The 23,222-nt window shown below is 37.6% G+C and carries 17 protein-coding genes; all 17 read left to right on the top strand.

Features of this window, described 5'->3' with window-relative positions:
* Nucleotides 1-2,227 precede the first annotated feature (2,227 nt).
* Nucleotides 2,228-2,677: a hypothetical protein gene (locus DP114_RS00180; protein WP_169263702.1), complete on the top strand. Its 450-nt coding sequence runs from the start codon at nt 2,228-2,230 to the stop codon at nt 2,675-2,677.
* A gap of 62 nt (nt 2,678-2,739) precedes the next feature.
* Complete coding sequence (locus DP114_RS00175) at nt 2,740-4,938, top strand: GumC family protein (protein WP_171978074.1); 2,199 nt, start codon at nt 2,740-2,742, stop codon at nt 4,936-4,938.
* A gap of 261 nt (nt 4,939-5,199) precedes the next feature.
* Nucleotides 5,200-7,020: an ABC transporter ATP-binding protein gene (locus DP114_RS00170; RefSeq protein ID WP_171975148.1), complete on the top strand. Its 1,821-nt coding sequence runs from the start codon at nt 5,200-5,202 to the stop codon at nt 7,018-7,020.
* A gap of 485 nt (nt 7,021-7,505) precedes the next feature.
* Nucleotides 7,506-7,949 (top strand): cupin domain-containing protein, encoded by a 444-nt coding sequence (locus DP114_RS00165; RefSeq protein WP_171975147.1) that lies wholly within the window; start codon nt 7,506-7,508, stop codon nt 7,947-7,949.
* Nucleotides 7,946-9,061: a DegT/DnrJ/EryC1/StrS family aminotransferase gene (locus DP114_RS00160; protein ID WP_171975146.1), complete on the top strand. Its 1,116-nt coding sequence runs from the start codon at nt 7,946-7,948 to the stop codon at nt 9,059-9,061. The genes DP114_RS00165 and DP114_RS00160 overlap by 4 nt, the downstream gene beginning before the upstream one ends.
* Complete coding sequence (locus tag DP114_RS00155) at nt 9,058-9,882, top strand: methyltransferase, TIGR04325 family (RefSeq protein WP_171975145.1); 825 nt, start codon at nt 9,058-9,060, stop codon at nt 9,880-9,882. The genes DP114_RS00160 and DP114_RS00155 overlap by 4 nt, the downstream gene beginning before the upstream one ends.
* 5 nt (nt 9,883-9,887) lie before the next feature.
* Nucleotides 9,888-10,655: a class I SAM-dependent DNA methyltransferase gene (locus tag DP114_RS00150; RefSeq protein WP_169263696.1), complete on the top strand. Its 768-nt coding sequence runs from the start codon at nt 9,888-9,890 to the stop codon at nt 10,653-10,655.
* Nucleotides 10,656-10,669: 14 nt separating this feature from the next.
* On the top strand, nt 10,670-11,896 hold the full coding sequence (locus DP114_RS00145) for a glycosyltransferase family protein (protein ID WP_171975144.1): 1,227 nt from the start codon (nt 10,670-10,672) through the stop codon (nt 11,894-11,896).
* 232 nt (nt 11,897-12,128) lie between these two features.
* Nucleotides 12,129-13,043, top strand: coding sequence for a glycosyltransferase family 2 protein (locus DP114_RS00140; protein ID WP_171975143.1), 915 nt, complete (start codon nt 12,129-12,131; stop codon nt 13,041-13,043).
* Between the two features lie 225 nt (nt 13,044-13,268).
* A complete protein-coding gene (locus DP114_RS00135) occupies nt 13,269-14,549 on the top strand; it encodes an O-antigen ligase family protein (protein ID WP_169263693.1) in 1,281 nt (426 codons plus the stop codon).
* Nucleotides 14,550-14,661: 112 nt separating this feature from the next.
* Complete coding sequence (locus tag DP114_RS00130) at nt 14,662-15,921, top strand: glycosyltransferase family 4 protein (protein ID WP_171975142.1); 1,260 nt, start codon at nt 14,662-14,664, stop codon at nt 15,919-15,921.
* Between the two features lie 105 nt (nt 15,922-16,026).
* Nucleotides 16,027-16,842 (top strand): glycosyltransferase family 2 protein, encoded by an 816-nt coding sequence (locus DP114_RS00125; RefSeq protein WP_171975141.1) that lies wholly within the window; start codon nt 16,027-16,029, stop codon nt 16,840-16,842.
* Between the two features lie 20 nt (nt 16,843-16,862).
* Nucleotides 16,863-18,035, top strand: a complete 1,173-nt coding sequence (locus DP114_RS00120; RefSeq protein WP_171975140.1) for a glycosyltransferase family 4 protein — start codon at nt 16,863-16,865, stop codon at nt 18,033-18,035.
* A 159-nt stretch (nt 18,036-18,194) separates the two neighbouring features.
* Nucleotides 18,195-19,004 carry a WecB/TagA/CpsF family glycosyltransferase gene (locus DP114_RS00115; protein ID WP_169263689.1) on the top strand — a complete coding sequence of 270 codons (810 nt, stop codon included), beginning with the start codon at nt 18,195-18,197 and terminating at the stop codon, nt 19,002-19,004.
* A 278-nt stretch (nt 19,005-19,282) separates the two neighbouring features.
* Nucleotides 19,283-20,428, top strand: coding sequence for a glycosyltransferase family 4 protein (locus DP114_RS00110; protein ID WP_169263688.1), 1,146 nt, complete (start codon nt 19,283-19,285; stop codon nt 20,426-20,428).
* A gap of 12 nt (nt 20,429-20,440) precedes the next feature.
* Nucleotides 20,441-21,607, top strand: coding sequence for an endo-1,4-beta-xylanase (locus DP114_RS00105; RefSeq protein WP_169263687.1), 1,167 nt, complete (start codon nt 20,441-20,443; stop codon nt 21,605-21,607).
* 134 nt (nt 21,608-21,741) lie between these two features.
* Nucleotides 21,742-23,169 (top strand): sugar transferase, encoded by a 1,428-nt coding sequence (locus DP114_RS00100; RefSeq protein ID WP_171975139.1) that lies wholly within the window; start codon nt 21,742-21,744, stop codon nt 23,167-23,169.
* Nucleotides 23,170-23,222: the final 53 nt, after the last annotated feature.

Here is a 23,222-nt window from a genome sequence, read left to right as displayed (position 1 = left end):
GTTGAGGACGGGGAATATTTGGTTTTCTTTCGTCGGGTGACGCATTGGGACAAAAAAATAAGCGAGTCGCTTATTTTTCCAGTTATTCCCCCGGTGAGCAGTTCCTACCTTGCGGGAGGGCGTTCCTCAGATATTGCACCATACTTTTCGTCCGCCAAGAAATAAATTTCTTGGCTCAAAGTCTAAGTCGGTTAAAACTGAGATCTTGCACCATTCTCAATAATCAGGAGGCTCTGCCTCCTTATCAACAACCGCCTAGGGTTTAAACCCGCCTGCTCATAGTAAAAGTCGTCTCAAGACGACTGCATAAGCTTTTGAGTCTACTAAAGTAGACTTGAACTGTAAGCCTCTTAATTGATTCCCAGGCGGATGAGGTTGCGTTCTTGATAATGGTGCAAGATCTCAGTTTTAACGGACTGTTGTTAGTTTTCCAATCCGTTTTAACGGACGCGTGTTTGTGAGCCCAGAACTTGAGTTCTGGCCGTACTCAGCCGGAGGTGCAAGATCTGAGGTTCCGCCTACAAGAACAGGTTTCGGCTTCCTTCTGGAAACTGTTCAGGAGTATCTCAAATGTCCATCACATAGCTTTTATGGATAATACCTCCCTACGCTTTGTGGTCTAATGATTTCAGGACTTAGGCAGTTCTCAAAAGCGTTCGACACTTTTGAGCGAGACACTAAACATGGCGATCAGCAATGTTTGCTCCGCGCATGAGCATCGCCCTCTGTTGGAGATGTTCAATTAAATCGCGTTGCAGAGCAATCCGTACTTTTATGGATAAATAGTTTGACCAGTTGGGGTTGAAACCATGTCGAGGGGGTGTTTTTCTAATTCCTTGACTATCTCACTCTCCCCTTGCTCTTGTGATCGTTATAATTTAGGATGTCAATAACACTATAATTGAGATCTAATTCAACCAGTATCTTCACCGTGTTTTTGATGTTTTTGATAGATGTAATTTTTAATACATATTCACTTTAAAAATCAAAATTTCATAAAATTATTCGTCCGACGCATTTTTGAGGTTTCTGTTTTTTTAATACTCAGTAATAACCCATTCAGTGAATGTACATATTTGGGATTCTCCTTATTTCTACTGTTTAAATTAATATTTTTTTTAAACGAAAGTTCAAGAACTTAGAAAAATCAGAAATATATTTTCGTCATATTTTTATATAGCTGCGTATAATTTCCTGCTAGTATACAGAAAGTTAGTCAAACAATTAAACTTTCTATCATGACTAGGGAATATTTAACAGTCATAATGATGAATTTTTCAACAGTTCTATCAATGGTTTAAATATTAGACCTGACTAACCTAGTTGCAAAGCAATATGTAGTACGATACAATTACTTGCAACAATTACTACTTAATTAAAACCTGAACATTTCTGGCAACCTGTTTGGTAAAGTTTTTCTCCATTGACTCAGGCTTACGATAGTAACAATTTGTACAATATCTAGAATTTTTGAGAGAATTTAAAACAAAGTTATGCTTACAAAAAAATGACAACAGAGATCTGTTATACTTTAAAAGACGTTGATTACACGTAAAATATCACTGGTTATCAACTATATTCAGCTCATGCAGTATTTAGGACTTAGTTTATGTAGAGTTTAATAAAAATCGTAGCAATCTCTATAGACTATCTGGCATCGAATTACTGGATATATCGTTGTAGTAAAATATCTGATGAATTATGTGCGGAGTTGGACTTTGATGGTCTTTTTGATCTCAGTTCCTCCAACGTAGCCTTTATCACAAGGCCGAATCAGAGAAATAGTGTAACTAAAATCAAAAGCGTTCAACCTCACAAGTTATCCAGTGAAGTCAATGTTTTTATGTTACATAGAAGACTTTGCTTATTACCTCATTAACAGGTTATTTTCTTGGCAATCGAGTGTTTTTTCAATTTCATATAAGTGAGTCACAAATGACTATTTATGAGAAATGATAAAAATTTTCTATTAGACATCTCCATAAATAAAACATTATCCTTGACATGTGAGGGTTTGAGATTAGTTTTCGGAGATGTCTATTGCTCTAATGAAAATATCCGAAGAAAATCACTACTGATTTTTAAACTGTTTGTAGGTAACTATTTATTTGACTTTAATGATACGGGCGATTTTGAAGTAGTAAATGTTAAGTAAAACGGTCTTCTTGAGCGTATTTTATTTAACATATTTTTTGATGAGGTGTATTTACTGAAACTGGAGGTCAAATTGCATAGAAGGTGTGAGCGAAATCGAAACCGTTCAAAAAGACGAGCTATCTACTGTCCAATTCATGGGTGCTATCTTGAAAGCGTCAGTCAAAAGTATCCTCTGCTTGCAGATCGTGCAGGGCAACTACAGCAACGGGGATTTAGCCGACAGAATGCTTTGATTTTGATTGCAGCCAAGACTGCGGTTTCCTTGGAAGGTGAGTGGTTGGAGGCATTTTGGTGTGATCAGTGCCAACAAACCAAATGGTATCACGTTAAAAAGCGTGTTAACAAAACTCAAAATAAGGAAATTTGTATCTATGAGGTATCGATAGTATCTCCAGAACTTTGGCAACAAGCGATAGGGGTCATTCATCCGGAGGGAAATCCTTCCGTAGGCGAGTTTACTCGCAGACATACAAAGATGCTTAGCTATAACGCAAGTAAAGATTTCCACTTTGGAGATTGAGTGCGTCAGACAGTAACAATCATAAAATGCAATAGGAAACAATAGGAAAATCAATGTCTGCTATGGAGCCTGTACCAAACTCTGAAGAAATAGATTTTCAAAAATACTGGCTGATCCTGCAAAGACGCTGGCTTCCTACAGTAGGAGTTTGTGGAGTTGTTGTGATCATTGCATCCTTACTTGCATTTTCATCAAAACCCACGTACAAGGCAGAAGGAAGCCTGTTGATTAAGACAAACCGTACCTCCTCTCTAACAGGTTTGGGGGAAGCTATTGGACGGCTTGAGGCTTTAACTACTGAAAGCAATCCGTCTGAGACTCAAGCAAAGATAGTGGCATCTGTTCCAGTTATTCAGGAAACCATTGCAGAACTTAATCTTAGAGATGAGAAAGGTAAACGCATCACAATTGAAGAATTAACCAATTCACTAAAAATCAGCAGTCTCAAAGGAACTGAAATCCTGCAGGTTTCCTATACTGACAAAGACCCAAAACTGGCTGCTAGAGTTGTCAATAAGGTCATGCAAGCTTACATCAAAAATAACATAGAAGCGAATCGGCAAGAGGCAGTCTCCGCCCGCAAGTTTATTCAAAAACAACTACCAACAACAGAGGTATCTGTAAAAGAAGCTGAATCAGGGCTGCGCAAATTTAAAGAGAACAATCAAATCATCACTCTCCAAGAAGAAGCCACTGCTGCGGTTGAGGCGATCGCCAAGTTAGATGATCAAATTTCTCAAGCCCAGGCTCAACTAGAAGATGTCACTGCTAAGTCAGAAAAATTACAGGCTCAAGCAAAAATTGATTCGCAGCAAACCGTGATCAATTCCTCATTGACTCAGGCATCTGGGATTCAGCAAGTGCTGACTCAACTCCAGGAAGCACAAAGCCAACTTGCGGTTGAGCGTACTCGTTTGAAGCCAGAACACCCTATTATTGTCAACTTGCAAGAAAAAGTTGCGGCTCTCAACAGCGTGCTACAACAGCGGATGAAGCAGGTCACTGGTAGCAATCAGCAAATTTCCCTGGGGAATTTACAGAATGGCTCTCTGCGAGAAAAGCTACTGGAAGATTATGCTGGCATGGAAGCACAACGCGTTGGTTTCGTCAAACAAATCGCTACATTGTCAAACCAACGAACTCTCTACAAAGAGCGAGCAAATATCTTGCCCAGGCTAGAACAGACTCAGCGGGAACTTGAGCGCAAACTGAAAGCGGCTCAAACGACTTACGAAACACTCTTAACAAGACTGCAAGAGGTTCAAGTAGCAGAAAATCAAAATATTGGAAATGCTCGTGTCATCTCCCCTGCCTTGGTACCTGATAAATCTACTGGAAGTGGAAAAATCCTGATTATAGGGGCTGGAGCAGTTTTAGGTGTCTTGTTTGGTGCCATTGCTGCCTTTGCTTTAGATACAATTGACCCATCACTTAAGACAGTTAAACAAGCCAAGGAATTGTTCAAATACACCTTACTCGGGGTCATACCTTTAACAGGTAAAAATCAGAAGAAGAGTTTTAAAAGGTCAAAGGTGGATCAACCAATTCCCAGAGTGATTGGCAGAGACATTCCGCACTTCCCTGTTGGTGACGCGTACCAAATGCTACAAGCTAACTTGAAGTTTCTAAGTTCGGATAGAGAACCAAGAGTCATTGTGGTGACGAGTTCCGTTTCTGGTGAGGGTAGATCTGAGGTGGCAGCGAATTTAGCGATGGCGATGACTCAAGTGGGACATCGGGTTTTGCTGGTCGATGCCGATATGCGTCATCCAGTCCAGCATCATATTTGGAATTTGACGAATGCTGTAGGTCTAAGTCATGTCATAGTTAATCCGGATACCCTTGATCTAGCTTTACAGGAAGTGATGCCTAACCTACACGTTATTCCTGCTGGAGTTGTACCTCCAAATCCAGTAGCATTATTAGACTCTAAGTGTATGGCTGCACTTGTTAGCTCGTTTGCAGAAGAATATGATTTTGTCATCTTTGATACCGCTCCTTTAGGCGGAGTCGCAGATGCTGCAGTGTTAGGCAATCTAGTTGACGGTATACTATGGGTTGTTCGTCCAGGAGTCGTTGATTTTCCGAGTGCCAATGCGGCTAGAGACTTTTTGAAACAGTCAGGACACAATGTGTTGGGTATGGTAATTAATGGTGTGAATGTCAAGGGTGAGCCTGACAGCTATTTTTACTATACGAAAGAAGCAGTTGAGTCGAGTCGTAGTGTATCTCAAAATTCTGTAGTTGTAAGACGGAATTGATCAAGAACTATTGGTAGAGGTAATTTTTTGCAAAACCGTCTACCAATTACTACTGAGGTAATTACTTAGATAATCACAAAATAATCTCATAATTTATGAATACTACTAACTGACTAATCATCCTTGTTTAGCTAGCTTTTCATTGAACCTTTTGGATCAAGCTGTGACATATCAAAAGCCGCTTGTCATTTTTAGATAGTTCATTTGGCAAAAAACGAAAGCAAAATATTACATTTTAAGACAATTCATTAACCAAGTAAGATGAAAACATATCTTTCAAAGTTTTTATACGTCATATCGGCGAAGAAAAGAACAATTTTTGTTTTATTATGTTTGTTTTTATTAACTTCAGTCTTGGATGCTTTAGGTATTGGATTAGTAGGACCGTTCATGAGTTTAGCCACACACCCAGATTTAGTTTTTAAAAGCTCCTGGTTACATTGGGGCTACGTGAATTCAGGTTTAAAATCTACTAGTCAATATATTGCTTTATTAGGATTGGGAATTATTTTTGTTTTTGCCATTAAATCATTATTATACTTCCAAGTTCAAAGATACATTTTTAACTTCAGTCTAACTCAGCAGGGATTACTTAGACTCAGGTTACTGCATGGTTATTTAACAGTTAATTATACTTATCACTTAAGTAAAAATAGTGCCTCATTAATTCAAAATATTATTCACGAAACTTTTCTTTTCTGTTATTCTGTAACGCTTCCTCTTCTGAGTACTGCTGCAAACTCTGTTGTTGTATTTGCTTTAATAATTCTGTTACTTAAAACAGATGTTTCGGCAACAGCCAGCATTTTGTTAATGCTCACATTGGCATTTGCTTTTTATAATAGATTTAAAGACAAGATGGCTTATTGGGGTAAAGAAGGAAGTGAATCAGATACTGAAATGATTCGGATTATAAATCATAGTGTAGGAGGATTAAAAGAAACAAGAGTTATAGGTTGCGAATCGTACTTTGAGAGTCAGATGAACATACAAGCTCAAAGACACGCATTGACAGGTAGTTTATTTCAAGTTTTTCAAAACTTACCACGTATTGCAATTGAGGCACTTCTAGTTACATTTATAGTATGTTTCATATCTATATCTTTAGTCTTCAATCAAAATCCACAAAACCTAATTTCAATTTTAAGTATTTTCGCTGTTGCCTCTATTCGGTTAATTCCAGCAGCTAGTCAATTAATGTCTGCACTAGGTACATTAAGAAATTCAAGTTATTCACTTAATAAATTGTATTTTGACTTACAAGAATTAGAAAATAGTAAATTAAAGAGTATCAATTACATCGATGTTTTGTATAAATCCGAACCAGAAGAATTTATTAGAAAATCAAATAATTTAAAGAAACTAAATTTTATAGATAAAATAAGTATAAAGCAACTTAATTATTGTTATCCTAACGTATCAAAACAAGCTTTAAATAATTTAGACTTAACTATTAACAAGGGTGAATCGATTGCTTTAATTGGTAAATCTGGAGCAGGAAAAACGACTTTGGTAGATGTTATTTTAGGTTTATTGATACCTAATGATGGAGACATTAAAGTTGATGGAGTATCGATTTATAATGACAATTTACGCTATTGGCAAAATATGATTGGCTATATTCCTCAATCAATTTTTCTAATGGACGACACGATTGAAAGGAATATTGCTTTTGGTGTCCCAGATAATCAAATTGATTCACAACAATTGCAAAGGGCAATTAAAACTGCTCAACTTGAAGAATTGATTTTGCAACTCCCTGATGGAATGAAAACTTCTGTTGGAGAACGTGGGGTGCGGTTGTCTGGTGGTCAGCGTCAACGGATAGGAATTGCTCGAGCGCTTTACCACCAAAGAGAGATTTTAATTTTAGATGAAGCTACATCAGCATTAGATAATGAAACAGAAAACCTAATTTCTGAGGCAATCCGGTCATTGAGTCGTACAAAAACCTTAATCCTTATTGCTCATAGACTTTCCACTGTAGAACATTGCGATCGCATCTATGTACTTGAACATGGAAGGATAGTCAAGTCAGGAAGTTATCGAGAGGTGGTCTTGGGACAAACGATCTCATCTTGAATGTTTCTTTAAATAATCTTTAAATAATAAATACTAAAAATTCAATGAAATCACATTCTGGCTATGTGCTTCTGATTCCATTCTGTATGAGTAAAGACTTTAACCAAATTTTATAGAAATGTTTACCTGAATTTAATCTAAGTACTTATTTGGAATATGCTACAAACTAAAAAACTGCAATTAATTCTCAAGACTAACTACTTGATAGAGAGTATTAATGCTTTAGACTACTGCTTATCAAAAGCCAGAACTCCTAGCTCGACTTTATTTAAATCGAACAATCTAAGGCATGTTTGTGAAAAAGATTATAGCTAATATGTCATAAATTCTGTTGAGAGCAAAAAACTTAATTCCACTGATGATAAATAAGGGTTTGAGCATATGCTTTTGCAATTTTTGAACAATGCGTAAAGATCGACATTAAGCTGTCTTTTTAGATAACGGTAGTGGTATTATCAATTACCGATACTCAACTTTAATGAATCATGATGGAACAAATCATCTACCACGATCAGTTACTTGCTGTGATTATTTCCAATAAATTTGACAAACCAGGGATTCACTTCTTCACACCCAACGAACTTTCCCAGCAATTAGCATATATGCGTCATCCAAAGGGAAAAATTATTCAGCCTCACGTCCATAATCCCGTACCTCGTGAAGTGCTTTATACTCAAGAGGTTCTCTTTATTAAAAGAGGTAAGTTGCGTGTTGACTTTTACAACGACCAACAGAAGTATCTAGAAAGCCGAATGTTAGAAAGCGGTGATGTTATTCTTCTAGTCACAGGTGGCCATGGTTTTGAGGTGCTTGAAGAAATTGAGATGATTGAGGTTAAACAAGGTCCCTATTTGGGAGACCGGGATAAAACCCGGTTTGTGGGCATTTCAGCACAGGAAGCTAAGATACTGGAGTTGAGTAAGCCATGAAGCCAATTCCAGTCAACGAACCACTGCTAAACGGAAACGAAAATAAATACTTATTTGAGTGTATTGAAACTGGTTGGATTTCTTCTGAAGGACCGTTTGTTAAACAATTTGAAGAACAATTTGCTGCCAGTGTGGGATGCAAATATGGAATAGCTGTCTGCAATGGTTCTGTTGCTCTTGATGCAGCAGTTGCAGCATTAGGAATTGGCTCTGGAGATGAAGTCATTCTCCCCACATTCACGATTATTTCTTGTGCGGCTGCGATTGTCCGTGCTGGTGCTGTACCGGTAGTTGTAGATTGTGATCCGCACACCTGGAATATGGATGTTAACCAGATTGAGGACAAAATTACAGCCAGGACAAAAGCCATTATGGTTGTTCATATCTATGGGCTACCTGTAGATATGGATCAAGTGTCGGACTTAGCCGACAAGTATGGGCTGCATATTATAGAAGATGCTGCCGAAATGCACGGTCAAACTTATAAAGGACGCCCTTGTGGTAGCTTAGGCACTATCAGTACCTTCAGTTTTTACCCTAACAAGCACATAACCACAGGCGAGGGGGGAATGCTGCTGACTAATGATGAGAAGTTGGCAGAACGTTGCCGTTCTTTACGCAATTTGTGCTTTCAACCTCAAAAACGCTTTGTGCATGAAGAGTTGGGTTGGAATATGCGAATGACTAACTTACAAGCAGCGATTGGAGTTGCTCAGTTAGAGCGTTTGGATGAGTTTGTAGCACGTAAGCGACGGATGGGACAAATTTACACAGAGTTACTGGCGAATATCCCTGACGTACAGTTACCGTTGCCGCGCGCTACATATGCAACAAATATATACTGGGTGTACGGTCTAGTTTTAAAAGACAATGTAGCGTTTGACGCTCAAGAAGCGATGCAGTATCTTGCTGCGCACAAGATTGGTACTCGTCCTTTCTTTTGGTGTATGCATGAACAACCTGTGTTCAGAAAGATGGGATTGTTTGAAGAAGAATCTTGCCCAGTGGCAGAAAACATCGCTCGTCGAGGTTTCTATATTCCTAGCGGAGTCGCACTTACAGATGAACAAATGACACAGGTCGCACTGGCAGTTAAGGATATTTTGAAATGAAGAAGATTATCAAGCAAATTCCATTTGCTAAACCGATTTACCGATTCTTTCAAGAAAAGCAGTATAAGCATCGGTTTGCTAGAGATTGCTACGGCTGTTTTTCTGGCGTCTTTCAGACATTTGAAGAAGCCATAGAATCAGCACCTCAGACAAAAAGTATTGGGTATGATAGTGCAGAACTTGCTCAAGAATACCAGCAAATGCTAGAGGATAATAACTGGGAGAATAGTGGTGGTGTTATTGCTTCCTATGATTATCCAATAATTTTCTGGTTAAGTTCGATTTTTCATCATAATCAAGGCAAAACAATTTTTGATTTTGGTGGCAATGTTGGTATTCATTTTTATTCTTACGCAAAGTACATAGAGTATCCAAAAGATTTAACATGGATGGTTTGTGATGTACCGGCAATAGTAAATCATGGTATAACTCTAGCAAAGAAACGTTCTGTTGAAAATTTAGAGTTCACAGTTGATTTGAAAGATGTTAAGGGTAAAGAAATTTTTATTTCTTCTGGTGCAATTCAATATGTAGAGAACTTGGCAAGCTCGCTTTCTCTGTATCACAAGCCTAAGCATTTGTTACTCAATCGTTTACCGTTATACAATGGTAATCAGTATGTAACTTTACAAAATGGAGGTAAGGTCTTCTACCCACAATACGTGTTTAATCAAATAGAATTTATAGAGCAATTTAGTAAAATAGGCTATGAATTAGTTGATATTTGGGAAGATAGAAATGACTCTTGTATCATCATTCCATATGATCCAGAGAAGTCAGTTCCCTTTTATCACGGATTGTACTTCAAACTAAAGGCTTGATTATTATGAGTATTTTTAACAACTATGCCCGTTACTATGATATTCTCTACCGAGACAAGGATTATGTTGGAGAAACGAAGTTTATTCAACAGTTAATTCAAACTCATGCACCAAATGCACAGAATATTCTAGAGTTAGGCTGTGGTACTGGAAATCATGCAGTTCTCCTAGCAAAGGAAGGGTACCAAATTCATGGGGTGGATTTGAGTCAAGAAATGTTACAAAAAGCTGACAGCCGCCTCTCCCAACTTCATCCAGAATTAGCTTCTCAACTGAAATTTACTCATGGAGATATTCGTCACCTCAGGCTGAATCAGACATTTGATGTCATCCTCTCTCTTTTTCATGTCATCAGCTACCAAATTACGAATGAGGATTTACTGGCAGCTTTTACTACTGTAAAGGAACATTTAAAGCCAGGCGGAATTTTTGTTTTTGATATATGGTATGGACCTGCAGTGTTAACTGAACGTCCTAGAGTTAGAGTCAAACGTCTAGAAGATGAGGAAATACTAGTTACCAGAATTGCAGAACCAGTAGTGCATGCAAATGAAAATTTAGTAGATGTCAATTACCAAGTCTTTATTAAGGACAAAAACAGCAATTCGGTTAATGAGCTTCAAGAAACTCACCGAATGCGTTATCTGTTTAAGCCAGAAATCGAATTGGTGTCGCAGAAATTTCAGATGACAATACTCGAATATCAGGAGTGGATGACCAATCGAGAACCAGGGTTTGACACTTGGGGCGTTTACTTTGTCATTCGTGGATAAGAGGAATATAAACCATGAATAGATCGTGCTGCATATTTTTTTATGAAGGACATATAAGTATTGCTCCAACTATCATTAGCTTAGTTAACTCTCTTAGCGAGCAAGGGTACCGTGTCTTTCTCTATTCTACCAAACATAACTTATCAACGTTCAAAATACCCAATGAACGGACAGTCGCTGTTTATTTTCCAAAGGGATATGACATACCTGCAATCAATAAAATTTATACATTTCTTGGCATTATTAAACTAGGAATGTTAGTAAGAGTAATAGAGTTATTTTTATTTCTATTACAATCGACTTTTTATACATTCAAAAACTATGACTTTATCTTACCCAAGAACAGTATTATTATTGGTGTTGATGCAAATGGTTCAATTGCATCTTTGCTAAATTTCTATTTTTTCAAGCGAAAGTTTGCATATCTTTCTTTAGAAATTTATCCTCCCAAGTACTTTGGAAAGCTAGCTAGAATTATCAAGTGGTTGGAATGCTTGGCATATCGAAAAGCTGAGTGTGTTATTATTCAAGACGAGGACAGATTTAAAAGTCTTGGAGAGTTTAATAACTATCATCATAGTAAGGTCTTTTACCTGCCTAATTCGACTATGTCTTGTGATGATGTCAATCAAAATTTCACTGATAGTAATTACTTGAGAAATATCTTGAAATTGAGTGATAAAGATTTTCCATATATCATAATTCAAGCTGGAATGATATGTGATGAAGTTTTTTCTCAAGAATTAGCTTCTGCTTTTAGGTTTATCAACAATGGAAGTGCATTAGTTCTCCACGAAAAAGAAAAAAGGGATGTAAAAGAACCCTACATAAAGTCATTGAGAGAAACAAACTCTCATAACCTTTTTCTATCGTTACAACCCCTGCCTTTTGAAAGGCTCAATGAAGTATTTGATTCTGCAACTATTGGATTGGCATTTTATAAAAATATAAATCACAATTTTGGTCAAATTGCTAAAGCCTCAGGAAAGTTGTCTTTTTATTTAAAATATGGAAAACCTGTACTAGTCAATAATTTGGAATCTCTATCTACTCTGGTTGAAAAATACAAAATTGGCGTTGTTATCCAAAATCCTTCTGATCCTGTTGAGATTCAATTAGCTATCGAACGGATATTAAACAATTACAGTTTTTTCTCTAACAATGCTAGATTTTGTTTTGCAGAAGAATTTGACTTCGCTAAGAAAGCTAAGCCTTTTATGTCTTATATAACTAGTTGGTAATTATTAAGTAGGTCAACATTGAAAAACGTAAGATAGAGTTTTGGCGATTACTGAGTCCCAAGGGGACAGCCTGCGCGAACGCTCTTAGCGTGCGCTTTGCGCTTCACTCCGTTACGCTCGTAATGACATTTTACGTTTAATTAAGTTGACCTACTTAAGATATTTGATTGTGAAGACTATAGCTTTATTTAATAACTGTCGAAATAATCATCATATTTAAGAAAAATTCTATATGCAAACTCCAGTAGCATTTATCATCTTCAAAAGACCTCATACAACTGAAAAAGTATTTGAAGCAATTCGCCAAGCTAAACCACCAAAACTTTTTGTGATCGCAGACGCAGCCCGTCCCGAACGTCCTGGTGAGGCAGAAAAGTGCGAAGCCACTCGTGCAATTATAGAGCGAGTTGATTGGAATTGCGAAGTCATCAAAAACTACTCTGATACCAACTTGGGCTGTGGCAAACGTGTATCCAGTGGTATTAATTGGGTTTTTAGCAATGTTGAAGAGGCAATTATTTTAGAGGACGATTGCGTACCTCATCCTACATTTTTCCCATTTTGTGAAGAATTACTTGATAAATATAGATATGATTCCCGAGTCGCTTCAATTTCCGGGTCAAATTATCAGTTTGGGCATAGACGAACGAATGATAGTTACTACTTTTCTATTTATAACCACTGCTGGGGTTGGGCAAGCTGGAGACGTGCTTGGCAGCACTTTGATATTGATATGAAGCTTTGGCCACAGATTCAAGCGGAAGGTTATCTGAACGATATTTTAAGAGACTATAAGGCAGTCAAATATTGGAGTAATCTTTTTCAGTCTGTTTTTGAAAACCCTTCAGATGGAATTTGGGATTTTCAATGGACATTTGCCTGCTGGATACAGAGTAGTCTAGGTATTATTCCCAAGACAAATTTAATTTCTAATATTGGCTTTGGTCTAGAATCGACTCATTTCACTTCTAAAAAAGTAAGCCCTTACATCAATATGCCTATAGAGGCAATGCAATTTCCTCTGAAGCATCCACCCTTCATGGTTAGCAATGTAAACGCAGATAATTTCACACAAAAAACGCTGTTTAAGCAAACTTTACTCCAAGTTATTAAACAGAGGATTAAAAAAATCATAAAAGCCAACTAACCTTTGGGATAAAAGTGTAAAAAGTGTTTTATACAGCGGTTTTATGTAAGGTGGGCAATGCCGATCCTATGATTTGTAGTCTATTAATATGAGAATGGCTGTAAAGATAGATTTTTTGGAAGTAAAAATGAATTCGTTCAAGGTAAAAAAAATATATATAAATACTTGATATCAACTGGATTAATATTAACTAAAATGCTTAAAAATGTATTATGTTTATAAAAAATGAAAATTAAAATATTTTACATTCCTACATTTTTAGCAGTGAGTGATCTGATCTTATCGCTTCCTCAACTTAATTTAGGTGTTATTGGAGCAACAAGACTAGTTTTTCTTCCACTTTTAGTCCTTATTTTAATTGAGCAATTAAGAAAAGTTGACGAGAAGAGAATAAGATTCGCAGTTAGTATGGGCTGGCCATTGCTACTACTTCCTATACTTTTTTTGTTCCAAATCGTAGCAATTCCTCCAGCAGCTGTACCAACTCATCTTTCTGGTTGTACAAAGTATATTTTCTGGTCTCTGCTGTATCTATCTACAGTATTAAGCTTAAACAGTCAAACAACCCATTTAATTAGAAAAATTTTGTTCATTACATTACTATTAGTCTTTCTAGCAACTATTGTTCAGTATCCAATAGTGATTCAGCGTTCATCTCAGAGTTTATCTAGTATCATTGCCTCCTATGGTACTCAGGAAAAGGACATTTTCGGTCTATTTGCTTCTGCGAACGAAGATGCTAATAGCTTAATTACTTTATTTCCGCTTGCCTTGTTTTATATTAAACAAAAATCAGGTCTAAAAGGGCTAATATTAAAGGTTGCCTTATTACTTTATCTTCCTCCGCTTTTGTTTATAAATGGAACAAGAACGGCGCTATTTATCACTTTTCCAATTCTTTTATTTTTGTTTCATTTTACTTTTTCTATCAAAAACTTTACGAGACTTGCTCCATTTCTTATTATTTTTATTTTGATATACAATTTGTATGTTGTTAGCTTTGCTGAATCTTCTTTTTCTAAGGAGTCTGAGGGTGAAGGAACTTGGGGATTTCGTGTAGAGAGAGTATGGACTCCTACTAGTAATTACACATATGAAAATTCACCTCTTTTTGGTTTTGGCTCCCGTGGTTGGGAATATGTTTGTCGTATCAATGGAATTGTTAGAGGTGCTGGTGAAGAGAACGCATTTGAAGTTATTCCCTCACATAATGTATATGTTTGGACTTATGTGTCGTGGGGAATAGTTGGATTTTCTATATACTTAGGATTTCTCCTTACTCTCTTGAAAGAATCTTTTCAGTTATCAATCTTTCAAGACCAGGAAATTTCACTTTTTGGGAAAACATTATTTTGTTGTGTTATCGGATATTGTATTTGGGCCTTTATTTCTAATGCTTACATTGAAGCAGGATGGGATATTTTGTTTATAATTGGAATCTTAATTAGTAGCTTAAAAATGACAGCTTTACTCAGTAAATACAAAAATTCTATCCCTACTAATTAAAAAAATCCATTTTTTCGATCCTTTTTAAATATTTTTGAAAAAGTAAAATGCTTTAAATTTGTCTACAAAGGTAAAAAATAGGGATTATTTAGATCAAAGAGGAAATTGATATATGAAAGTTTTACAGATGAGTACTTACGATAGTGGAGGAGCTGGTCGGGCTGTATATCGACTTCATCAAGGTTTACACAGTATAGGCATCAATTCCCAACTTTTAGTACAAGCCAAAAATACTGATGATAAAACAGTTATTGCTCAACACACTAAGTTAGAAAAGGGAATTGCCAAGCTTAGACCATCTTTAAGTAGACTGCTGCTAAATTTTTATCCCCAGCGAGAACTGACTGACTATTATTTATCTTGGCTTCCAGATAGAGTCTGTCCTCAAGTTAAACAACTCAATCCTGATATCCTAAATCTGCACTGGATTAGTAATGGTTATTTAGAGGTTGAAACCATTGCAAAGCTAAATAAGCCTATAGTCTGGACTCTTCATGATATGTGGGCATTTACGGGAGGCTGTCATTATAGCCAGAACTGCGATCGCTACATGAATTCTTGTGGCGCTTGTCCCCAACTTAATAGTCAAAAACAAAGAGATTTATCTCGCTGGCAATGGCAACGTAAAGCTAGAGCTTGGCAAGAAGCTGATATTACACTTGTCTCTCCTAGCTCATGGCTTGCTAAATGTGCTCAAGCCAGTTCTATTTTCCGAAATACACGAGTAGAAGTCATTCCTAATGGTCTTGATACTAACAAATACAAGCCAGTCAATAAACATATAGCAAGGGAGTTACTCAATCTACCTCAAGATAAGCAACTTATTGTTTTTGGAGCAGTTAATGCAACACAGCATAAGAGAAAAGGATTTACTTTATTACAAGCAGCACTGCAAGATTTAAGTAAATCTGTTTGGCAAGACAGATTAGAACTAGTTATATTTGGGTCTTCACAATCTGATAATCAGATTGACCTAGGCTTTCGCACTCATTACACAGGGAAATTAGCAGATGATGTTTCATTGTCTTTAGTTTATTCGGCAGCAGATGTTTTCATTGCACCTTCAATTGAGGATAACTTGCCCAACACTGTAATGGAAGCTATTGCTTGTGGTACCCCCTGTATTGCTTTTCATATTGGTGGTATGCCTGATATGATTGAGCACCAGAAAAATGGTTATTTAGCTCAACCTTACAAGATAGAAGATTTGAGCTACGGAATTACTTGGGTTTTAGAAAACACAGAGCGATATCAAAAACTTTGTCATCATGCTCGTGAGAAAGCAGAACAAGAATTTACTATGCAAATCCAAGCTCAACGGTATCTATCGATGTACACAGAACTCTTAAGTAGAGCAAACCAAAAAAGATAAGTGTCTTGGTAGTGAAAACTACAAATAAATTTATTTGTAGTTTTTATTTTCAAAACATCGTTTTCATCAACCCTCCATTAAGCTATTTGATCAGGAGTCATCAAAATGTATCCCAAAATATCAATAATTACCCCCTCTTTTAATCAAGGTAATTATATAGATTTTGCCATCCAAAGCGTAAAAGAACAAAATTATCCCAACTTTGAACATATCATTTTAGATAATTGTTCAACAGATAAAACTATTGAACATCTCAAAAAATATGATCATCTGATTTGGAAATCTGAGCGTGATAAGGGTCAAAGTGACGCTCTTAACAAAGGCTTTAGTATGGCGACAGGTGACATAGTCGGTTGGCTCAATGCAGACGACAAATATCTTCCTGGATGCTTTCAAAAGATAGCAAACTGCTTCGCAGAAGCTCCGCAAAGTGATATTGCTTATGGAGACTATCGTTGGATAAATGAAAAGGGAGATGTTTTTCAATCCCGAAGAGAAATCGATTTTGACTATTTCATACTGAAATATCTTCATGTTTTATATATACCCAGTACTTCTACATTCTTTAAACGAAGGATATTTGATGAAGGAAACTTTTTAGATGATTCTTTTCAATATGCGATGGATTACGAATTTTTTCTGAGATTAGCTTTAAAAAGATATAAATTCATTCACGTTCATTCTTATCTAGCAGATTTTAGATGGCACACAGAAAACAAATCTGTAGTTGCATTACAGAAACAAATTAATGAACAAGAGATGGCTTTACTTCGTCATGATGAATTATTGCAAAAAGTACCCTCATCTGCACGAGCGTATTTACGAGAAATGTTGAAATTAATGGCACGTGGAAAGCGTTACCTTCTCAAAGGAATGAAAGGTTATTACTTTAATCAATGGCAACATCAAGCTGTTGATTAAAATACAGGAGTCAGACAATCGTGCGCATCTTAATTTTACATAATCGCTATCAAATTGGTGGTGGCGAAGATGTCACCATGCAAACAGAAAAAGCCCTTTTAGAGGCAAATGGTCACACTATAGCTTTACTGGAAGTCAATAATGACAATATTACGAGTTCTTTAGAAAAATTTAAGGCAGCTGTCAGTGCCATTTATTCCCTCTCATCAAAACAGTTAGTACTTGCAGAAATTGCCAGGTTTCAACCTGATGTTGTGCATATACATAACTTTTTCCCACTGTTGTCGCCTTCGGTTCACTATGCCTGTCAGGAGGTAGGTATACCAGTGGTACAAACACTGCATAACTATCGTTTATTTTGCCTCAATTCCTATTTCTTTCGAGAGGGCAAGGTGTGTGAAGACTGCCTTGGAAAATCTTTTCCTTGGCCTGGTATTTATCACGGTTGTTATCGGGATAGTAAAACAGCGGCAAGTGTCGTTGCAACGATGCAATTTGTACATCGATTTCTACAAACCTGGGAAAACAATGTAGACCAATACATCACCATTACAGAGTTTGCCCGCAATAAATTTATTCAAGCAAACTTGCCTCCATCAAAGCTTACTGTCAAACCAAATTTTATCTATCCTGACCCTGGTGAAGGTCATGGAAAAGGTAAATATGCGCTCTTTGTCGGTCGCCTGTCGCCTGAAAAAGGAATAAAAACACTTATAAAAGCTTGGGAAAAACTTGACACACAAATTCCTTTGAAGATTGTGGGGGATGGCCCGTTAGCCGATCAAGTAAAACAAGCAGCTAATAAACTTTCCCAAGTGGAATACCTTGGACGTAGATCGACACAAGAAGTGCATTCTTTGATGGGTGAAGCCATGTTTTTAGTCTTTCCGTCAGAATGGTATGAAACCTTTGGTCTTGTAGCTATCGAGGCTTTTGCTAAAGGTACTCCTGTGCTCGCTGCAAATATCGGTGCAATAGCAGAGGTTGTAGATCCTGGCAGAACTGGGTTTTACTTCCGTCCTGGTGATGCGGATGATTTAATAGCCAAGGTGGAGTCGATTTTAGCGAATCCAGGAAAGCTCACTCATATGCGGCGAGAAGCTAGAGCTGAGTTTGAAGCGAAGTACACGGCACAAAGAAATTATCAGATGTTGATGGATATTTATAACCGAGTTGTCAACTGTAAGAGGTGAGTTAATGATGACCTAGCAAACGTGATCAAACTTATCTTGAAATTAAATATGCGTGTTGCAATTATAGCGGGTTCAGGCAGATTCATCTGTTCTGAACCCGTACCTTTTTTAGCAACTTCAGTATGCGTAATGTGCGTCTTGACACGGAGATAATACTACATGAAGCTCACAAATCGTCAACGGAATCTTCTTAAGCACCGCTATATAGTGGGCATGCGAGTGGACATTACCAGTTACGAAGACGCTACACAGCGGATTTTGGACTGGGCCCAAGCGAGAAAAAGTTGCTACATCTGTGTCGCTAACGTCCACATGACTATGGAAGTTTACGACAATCCTGCATTTGCGAGTGTAGTTAACAGTGCTGCCCTAGTAACACCCGATGGTATGCCCTTAGTTTGGGCTTTGACTGCGCTTGGTGTCAAAAATGCCTCCCGAGTCTACGGCCCTACCCTGACGCTGTACGTATGCGAAGCTGCAGCAAAAGCTGGTATACCAATTGGGCTTTATGGTGGAACATCAGAAAGCTTAGGTGCATTTGTAAAATTTTTGCATCAGCGTTTTCCAGACCTTCAAATTGCCTGTAAAATTTCCCCACCTTTTCGCCCGTTAACACCCGAAGAAGATGATGCCTACACCCAGCAAATTGTAGAGTCAGGCGCACGAATTTTATTTGTGGGCATCGGTTGTCCTAGACAAGAATTGTGGATGGCAGCTCACAAAAACCGGATTCCTGCCGTCACCCTTGGTGTCGGTGCCGCCTTCGATTTTCATTCAGGCCGTGTTAAGCAAGCCCCTAGCTGGATGCAGAAAAGGGGTATGGAGTGGCTCTTTAGGCTGATCATGGAACCAAAACGTTTATGGAAACGTTACTTTAAGCACAATCCACGATTTTTGCTGTTTTTTGTGATGCAATGGCTAGCAAGCAAGTTCGGCTGGAGACTGTTTGAAACAAATTCCCTAGATTAACTCTTCATGATAGTCATTATGCAGCGTCATTACAAAACGACGATCTGATATAGGAATCCGGTTTTATTTGGTGAGACCAGTGCTTGATGAGGGTTTCCCGACAGAGGCGACTGCGAACCCGATAGCCGTAAGGCGTGGCGTTAGCCATAGGGCAAACCCGAAGGGTGAATTGACAAAGTAGAGACGCTTAACGCTTAAGAAGCAAAAAAAGTGTACCTAGCTTCGTTAAAAATCAAATACGAGTCCAATAGCACACTTATTATAAACACACAAAAGCAATGAAACTAGCTTATGTAACCAGGCATGATGCTACCAATATTAAAGCGTGGTCGGGGACTGTTTACCATATGGTGCAGACACTACGCCAACAAGACGCTAAGGTTGATTACATCTGTTGTTTAAAACAGAAAAATGTTTTATTATTTCAAGGAAAGCAACTTGCATACCGTGCCTTCCCTAAAAAGAGATACTTACGAGATAGAGAACCGTTCATTTTGAAGCATTATGCAAAGCAGGTTGCTAGCAAGTTATCTCAGCTTAATTGTGACATTGTATTCAGCGAAGGAACCATTCCCATCTCCTATCTTGATTGCAATCAACCAATTGCCTTTTGGACCGATGCCACCTTCGCAGGCATGGTTGATTTTTATCCGCAATTCAGTAATTTGTGCCAAGAAACTATTCAAAGCGGTCACGCTGCAGAAAGATCTGCTCTCGAACGATGTCAATTAGCAATCTATTCATCAGAATGGGCTGCTAAAACAGCGATTGATAACTATCAAATTGACCCAGCAAAGGTAAAAATTGTCCCCTTCGGTGCCAACATAGAATCAGAGCAAACTCTTGATGATATTAAAGCACTTATAGATTCAAGACCCTCAAATCAATGTAATCTAGTCTTCTTAGGTGTTGATTGGTATAGAAAGGGTGGCGATGTTGCTCTTGAAGTGGCCAGACAATTAAATCAGTCAGGTTTAAGTACAGAGTTGTCAGTTGTAGGCTGTCTACCTATTGTTGATCAACAGCTACCCAGTTATGTTAAAGTATTTGATTTTATTAGCAAATCTACTGTGGAGGGTAGAAAGCAGCTTGATTCACTCTTATCTACTGCACATTTCCTTATTGTGCCTTCTAAAGCAGAGTGCTTTGGAGTAGTGTTTTGTGAAGCAAACTCATTTGGTGTTCCTTGTCTTGCAACGAATGTTGGTGGAATTGGAACAATTATCAAAGATAATGTGAACGGTAAAACCTTTTCTAAAGAAGCCAGTATTAAAGAATATTGTGACTACATTTCTAATTTATTTGTTGAGTACTCAAGGTACAAACAACTAGCATTATCCTCATTTCATGAATATCAGTCTCGTCTTAACTGGTCAGTGGCTGGTAAAAGTGTGAAAATGTTGTTAGCAGAGTTAATGTACTAACAATTAATCAAAATGCGATTTTTGATCAAACGGCGTGAACTTCTACTAGGATTAGGAACTTTAACAAGCACGGTTCCTTTTGCTTGTGCCAATAGATTCAAGAACTACAATCAAGTTAAAGCTCCATATAGCCCAAAGAGACGTTTTTCTGTGGTCGGTAATACTTCTTTACGCAAACGGGCTGCTCTTAAAGGATTAATCTATGGAGCATTTCCGTCTTTTGGTTACGAAAATTTATCCAAAAATAAGCAGTTACAGTCTGCTTTCATTCGGGAGTGCGGTCTTCTAGTAGGGGGGTTTTATTGGGGTGTAACTCGACCTAGTATCAATCATTTTAACTTTCATGATACTGATTCTTTTGCCCAATTTGCGTCTGAACATGGGATGCTTTTCCGGGGACATCCTTTAGTTTGGCATCAAGTCATTCCTGATTGGTTAACTAGTAAATTTCAAGACCAAAAAACGACTTCTAAAGAAATTGAGAACATTCTAACAAACCATGTTTCAACAATTGTTAAACGGTATGCTGGACGAATTCACTCATGGGATGTGGTAAACGAGGCAATTGAGCCGAAACACGGACGACCTGATAATTTACAAAACACACCTTGGCTAAAGTTTTTGGGTCCAGATTATATCGACATTGCCTTTCGCACTGCTAGAGATGCTGATCCCAAGGCGCTGTTGGTATATAACGATGCTTTATTGGATCATGATATACCCGAGCATGAAGCAAGAAGAATCGCTACACTGAAATTGCTAGAAACTTTGAAGTCTAAAGGTACACCTGTTCAAGCCTTAGGCATACAAGCTCACTTGTTTGCAGATAAACCATTCAATCCAAAAAAACTGAGAGCTTTTCTACGTGATGTTGCCAGTCTTGGTCTAAAAATTCTGATTACTGAGCTAGATGTAGCAGATAATGACTTGCCTAAAGATATAGATGTCCGCGATCGCATGGTTGCAAGTGTCTACGAAGACTATCTTTCTGTTGTTCTAAATGAACCAGCTGTCATTGCTGTCATAAGTTGGGGATTTACTGATAGCGACACCTGGCTTTCGAGGTTTCCTCGCTCAGACAGAGCGCCATTACGACCTTTACCTTTCGATTTTAATCTCAAACCTAAATTGGCATGGAATGCTATGGCAAGAGCGTTTGACAAAGCTCCAAAGCGTTAATTTCAATTCTCGATCAGATTTATTAAGAATCACTCTTGCCTTTAACGGTAAGAGCCTATGGTTGCATACACCAAATGTATTCGACTCGAATAACAATCGCCATAACGGCACAAATATAAGGAGGGATACGAATTGTGGCTTCCAGAAGTGAATCAAAAGTAAATTTAAAACCCGATATACGTTCACCCAAAGGTACAAGGATACAGAGAGGATTAGCTATCCGACTTTTGCGGGTCTTAATACTTATCTTTTTGGATGTTATTTCCCTAATCATTGCATGGAAGTTTTCCGTATCTTTTGGGACTAAATTAGTATTTCATTGGACACACAATATATCTCAACTACCGCTAGTTTTAACTATTGAAATAGGAATTATTGCAGCTCAAGGACTTTATAAAGGAGGCATTGATCGTCGTAACTATTATAATCTGATTAAAGCAGTATCTTTGTCACAAATGTTCCTCTTGCTGATTGATCTTTTCTACGAATCCGGGAGTTATTTTTCTCGAACCTTTTTTATAATCTTGTGGTTTTTATCTGTTGCCTTCATTTGTATCGGGCGTTATCTCTTTGATATTACCACTACACTTCTTCGCAAGAAAAAAGCTATTTGTTATCCCGTTTTTCTGATTTCAGATAAACAAGAACAAGAGAGTCATATTAAGTTAATACAACAAGAACAGTGCTATATTGTACAGGGTACTTCTAACTCTAAGTGTCTCGACAGACTTAACAGAGAACAAACCTTTGAATATCTTCGCAATCAAGGAATAGTAGAGGTTTTTGTTTCTTGGAATGCCATTAAAAATCGTTTGTTTATTTGCTGGCATTTTTACACAGCTGGTATTACCCTGAGAATACTCCCTACACAAACCACTGCTTTCCATCCTAAATCCGTATTATGGGTCATAGGTGGAGTCCCTTGTATGAGTATTCCAGCACCCATTATTGCAGGCAGTGATTTTTGGGTGAAGCGGTCTTTTGACCTTTGTTGTTCCATTATTTTGTTACTAATACTCTCACCTGTTTTTGCGTTAATTGCTCTGCTGATTAAGCTCGATTCTCCAGGACCAATCTTGTTCAGGCAGGATCGAATTGGTCTACATTGTAAGAAGTTTCAAATTTGTAAGTTCCGCACAATGGTAACCGATGCGGAAAAGATGCAAAAAGCCTTAGAAACAAACAATGAAATCAAAGATGGTGTCCTGTTTAAGATGAAGGATGATCCTCGGATCACAAAAGTTGGTAAATTTCTGCGCCGTTATAGTCTAGATGAATTGCCCCAACTTTTAAATGTTTTACTTGGACAAATGAGTTTGGTCGGTCCGCGTCCTCTTCCTCTAAGAGATGTAGATAAATTCCAAACAGGACATTTTATCCGTCAAGAAGTGTTGCCCGGTATTACTGGATGGTGGCAGGTTTCTGGACGTTCCAATATTGATAACTTTGAAGACGCGGTGAAATTAGATCTCTCTTACATTGAAAATTGGTCAATCTGGCTAGATGTGAAAATTTTGTTCAAAACTGTTCTAGTTGTTCTGAACAAGACAGGTGCCTATTAAATAGGCAAACAAAATGCAGAAGTTTTATCCACCGGCTTCTTGACTTTTCTATC

This window comes from Brasilonema sennae CENA114 (assembly GCF_006968745.1).
GTDB lineage: Bacteria > Cyanobacteriota > Cyanobacteriia > Cyanobacteriales > Nostocaceae > Brasilonema > Brasilonema sennae.
Note: the sequence above shows the minus strand (reverse complement) of the source record. Positions and strands in the feature narration are given on the sequence as shown.

Coding starts and splice junctions, on each gene's coding strand:
- DP114_RS00165 (WP_171975147.1), top strand. CDS start 7,506: ATGATGGAACAAATCATCTACCACGATCAGTTACTTGCTGTGATTATT.
- DP114_RS00175 (WP_171978074.1), top strand. CDS start 2,740: ATGGAGCCTGTACCAAACTCTGAAGAAATAGATTTTCAAAAATACTGG.
- DP114_RS00125 (WP_171975141.1), top strand. CDS start 16,027: ATGTATCCCAAAATATCAATAATTACCCCCTCTTTTAATCAAGGTAAT.
- DP114_RS00115 (WP_169263689.1), top strand. CDS start 18,195: ATGAAGCTCACAAATCGTCAACGGAATCTTCTTAAGCACCGCTATATA.
- DP114_RS00160 (WP_171975146.1), top strand. CDS start 7,946: ATGAAGCCAATTCCAGTCAACGAACCACTGCTAAACGGAAACGAAAAT.
- DP114_RS00140 (WP_171975143.1), top strand. CDS start 12,129: ATGCAAACTCCAGTAGCATTTATCATCTTCAAAAGACCTCATACAACT.
- DP114_RS00135 (WP_169263693.1), top strand. CDS start 13,269: ATGAAAATTAAAATATTTTACATTCCTACATTTTTAGCAGTGAGTGAT.
- DP114_RS00145 (WP_171975144.1), top strand. CDS start 10,670: ATGAATAGATCGTGCTGCATATTTTTTTATGAAGGACATATAAGTATT.
- DP114_RS00130 (WP_171975142.1), top strand. CDS start 14,662: ATGAAAGTTTTACAGATGAGTACTTACGATAGTGGAGGAGCTGGTCGG.
- DP114_RS00170 (WP_171975148.1), top strand. CDS start 5,200: ATGAAAACATATCTTTCAAAGTTTTTATACGTCATATCGGCGAAGAAA.
- DP114_RS00110 (WP_169263688.1), top strand. CDS start 19,283: ATGAAACTAGCTTATGTAACCAGGCATGATGCTACCAATATTAAAGCG.
- DP114_RS00150 (WP_169263696.1), top strand. CDS start 9,888: ATGAGTATTTTTAACAACTATGCCCGTTACTATGATATTCTCTACCGA.
- DP114_RS00155 (WP_171975145.1), top strand. CDS start 9,058: ATGAAGAAGATTATCAAGCAAATTCCATTTGCTAAACCGATTTACCGA.
- DP114_RS00105 (WP_169263687.1), top strand. CDS start 20,441: ATGCGATTTTTGATCAAACGGCGTGAACTTCTACTAGGATTAGGAACT.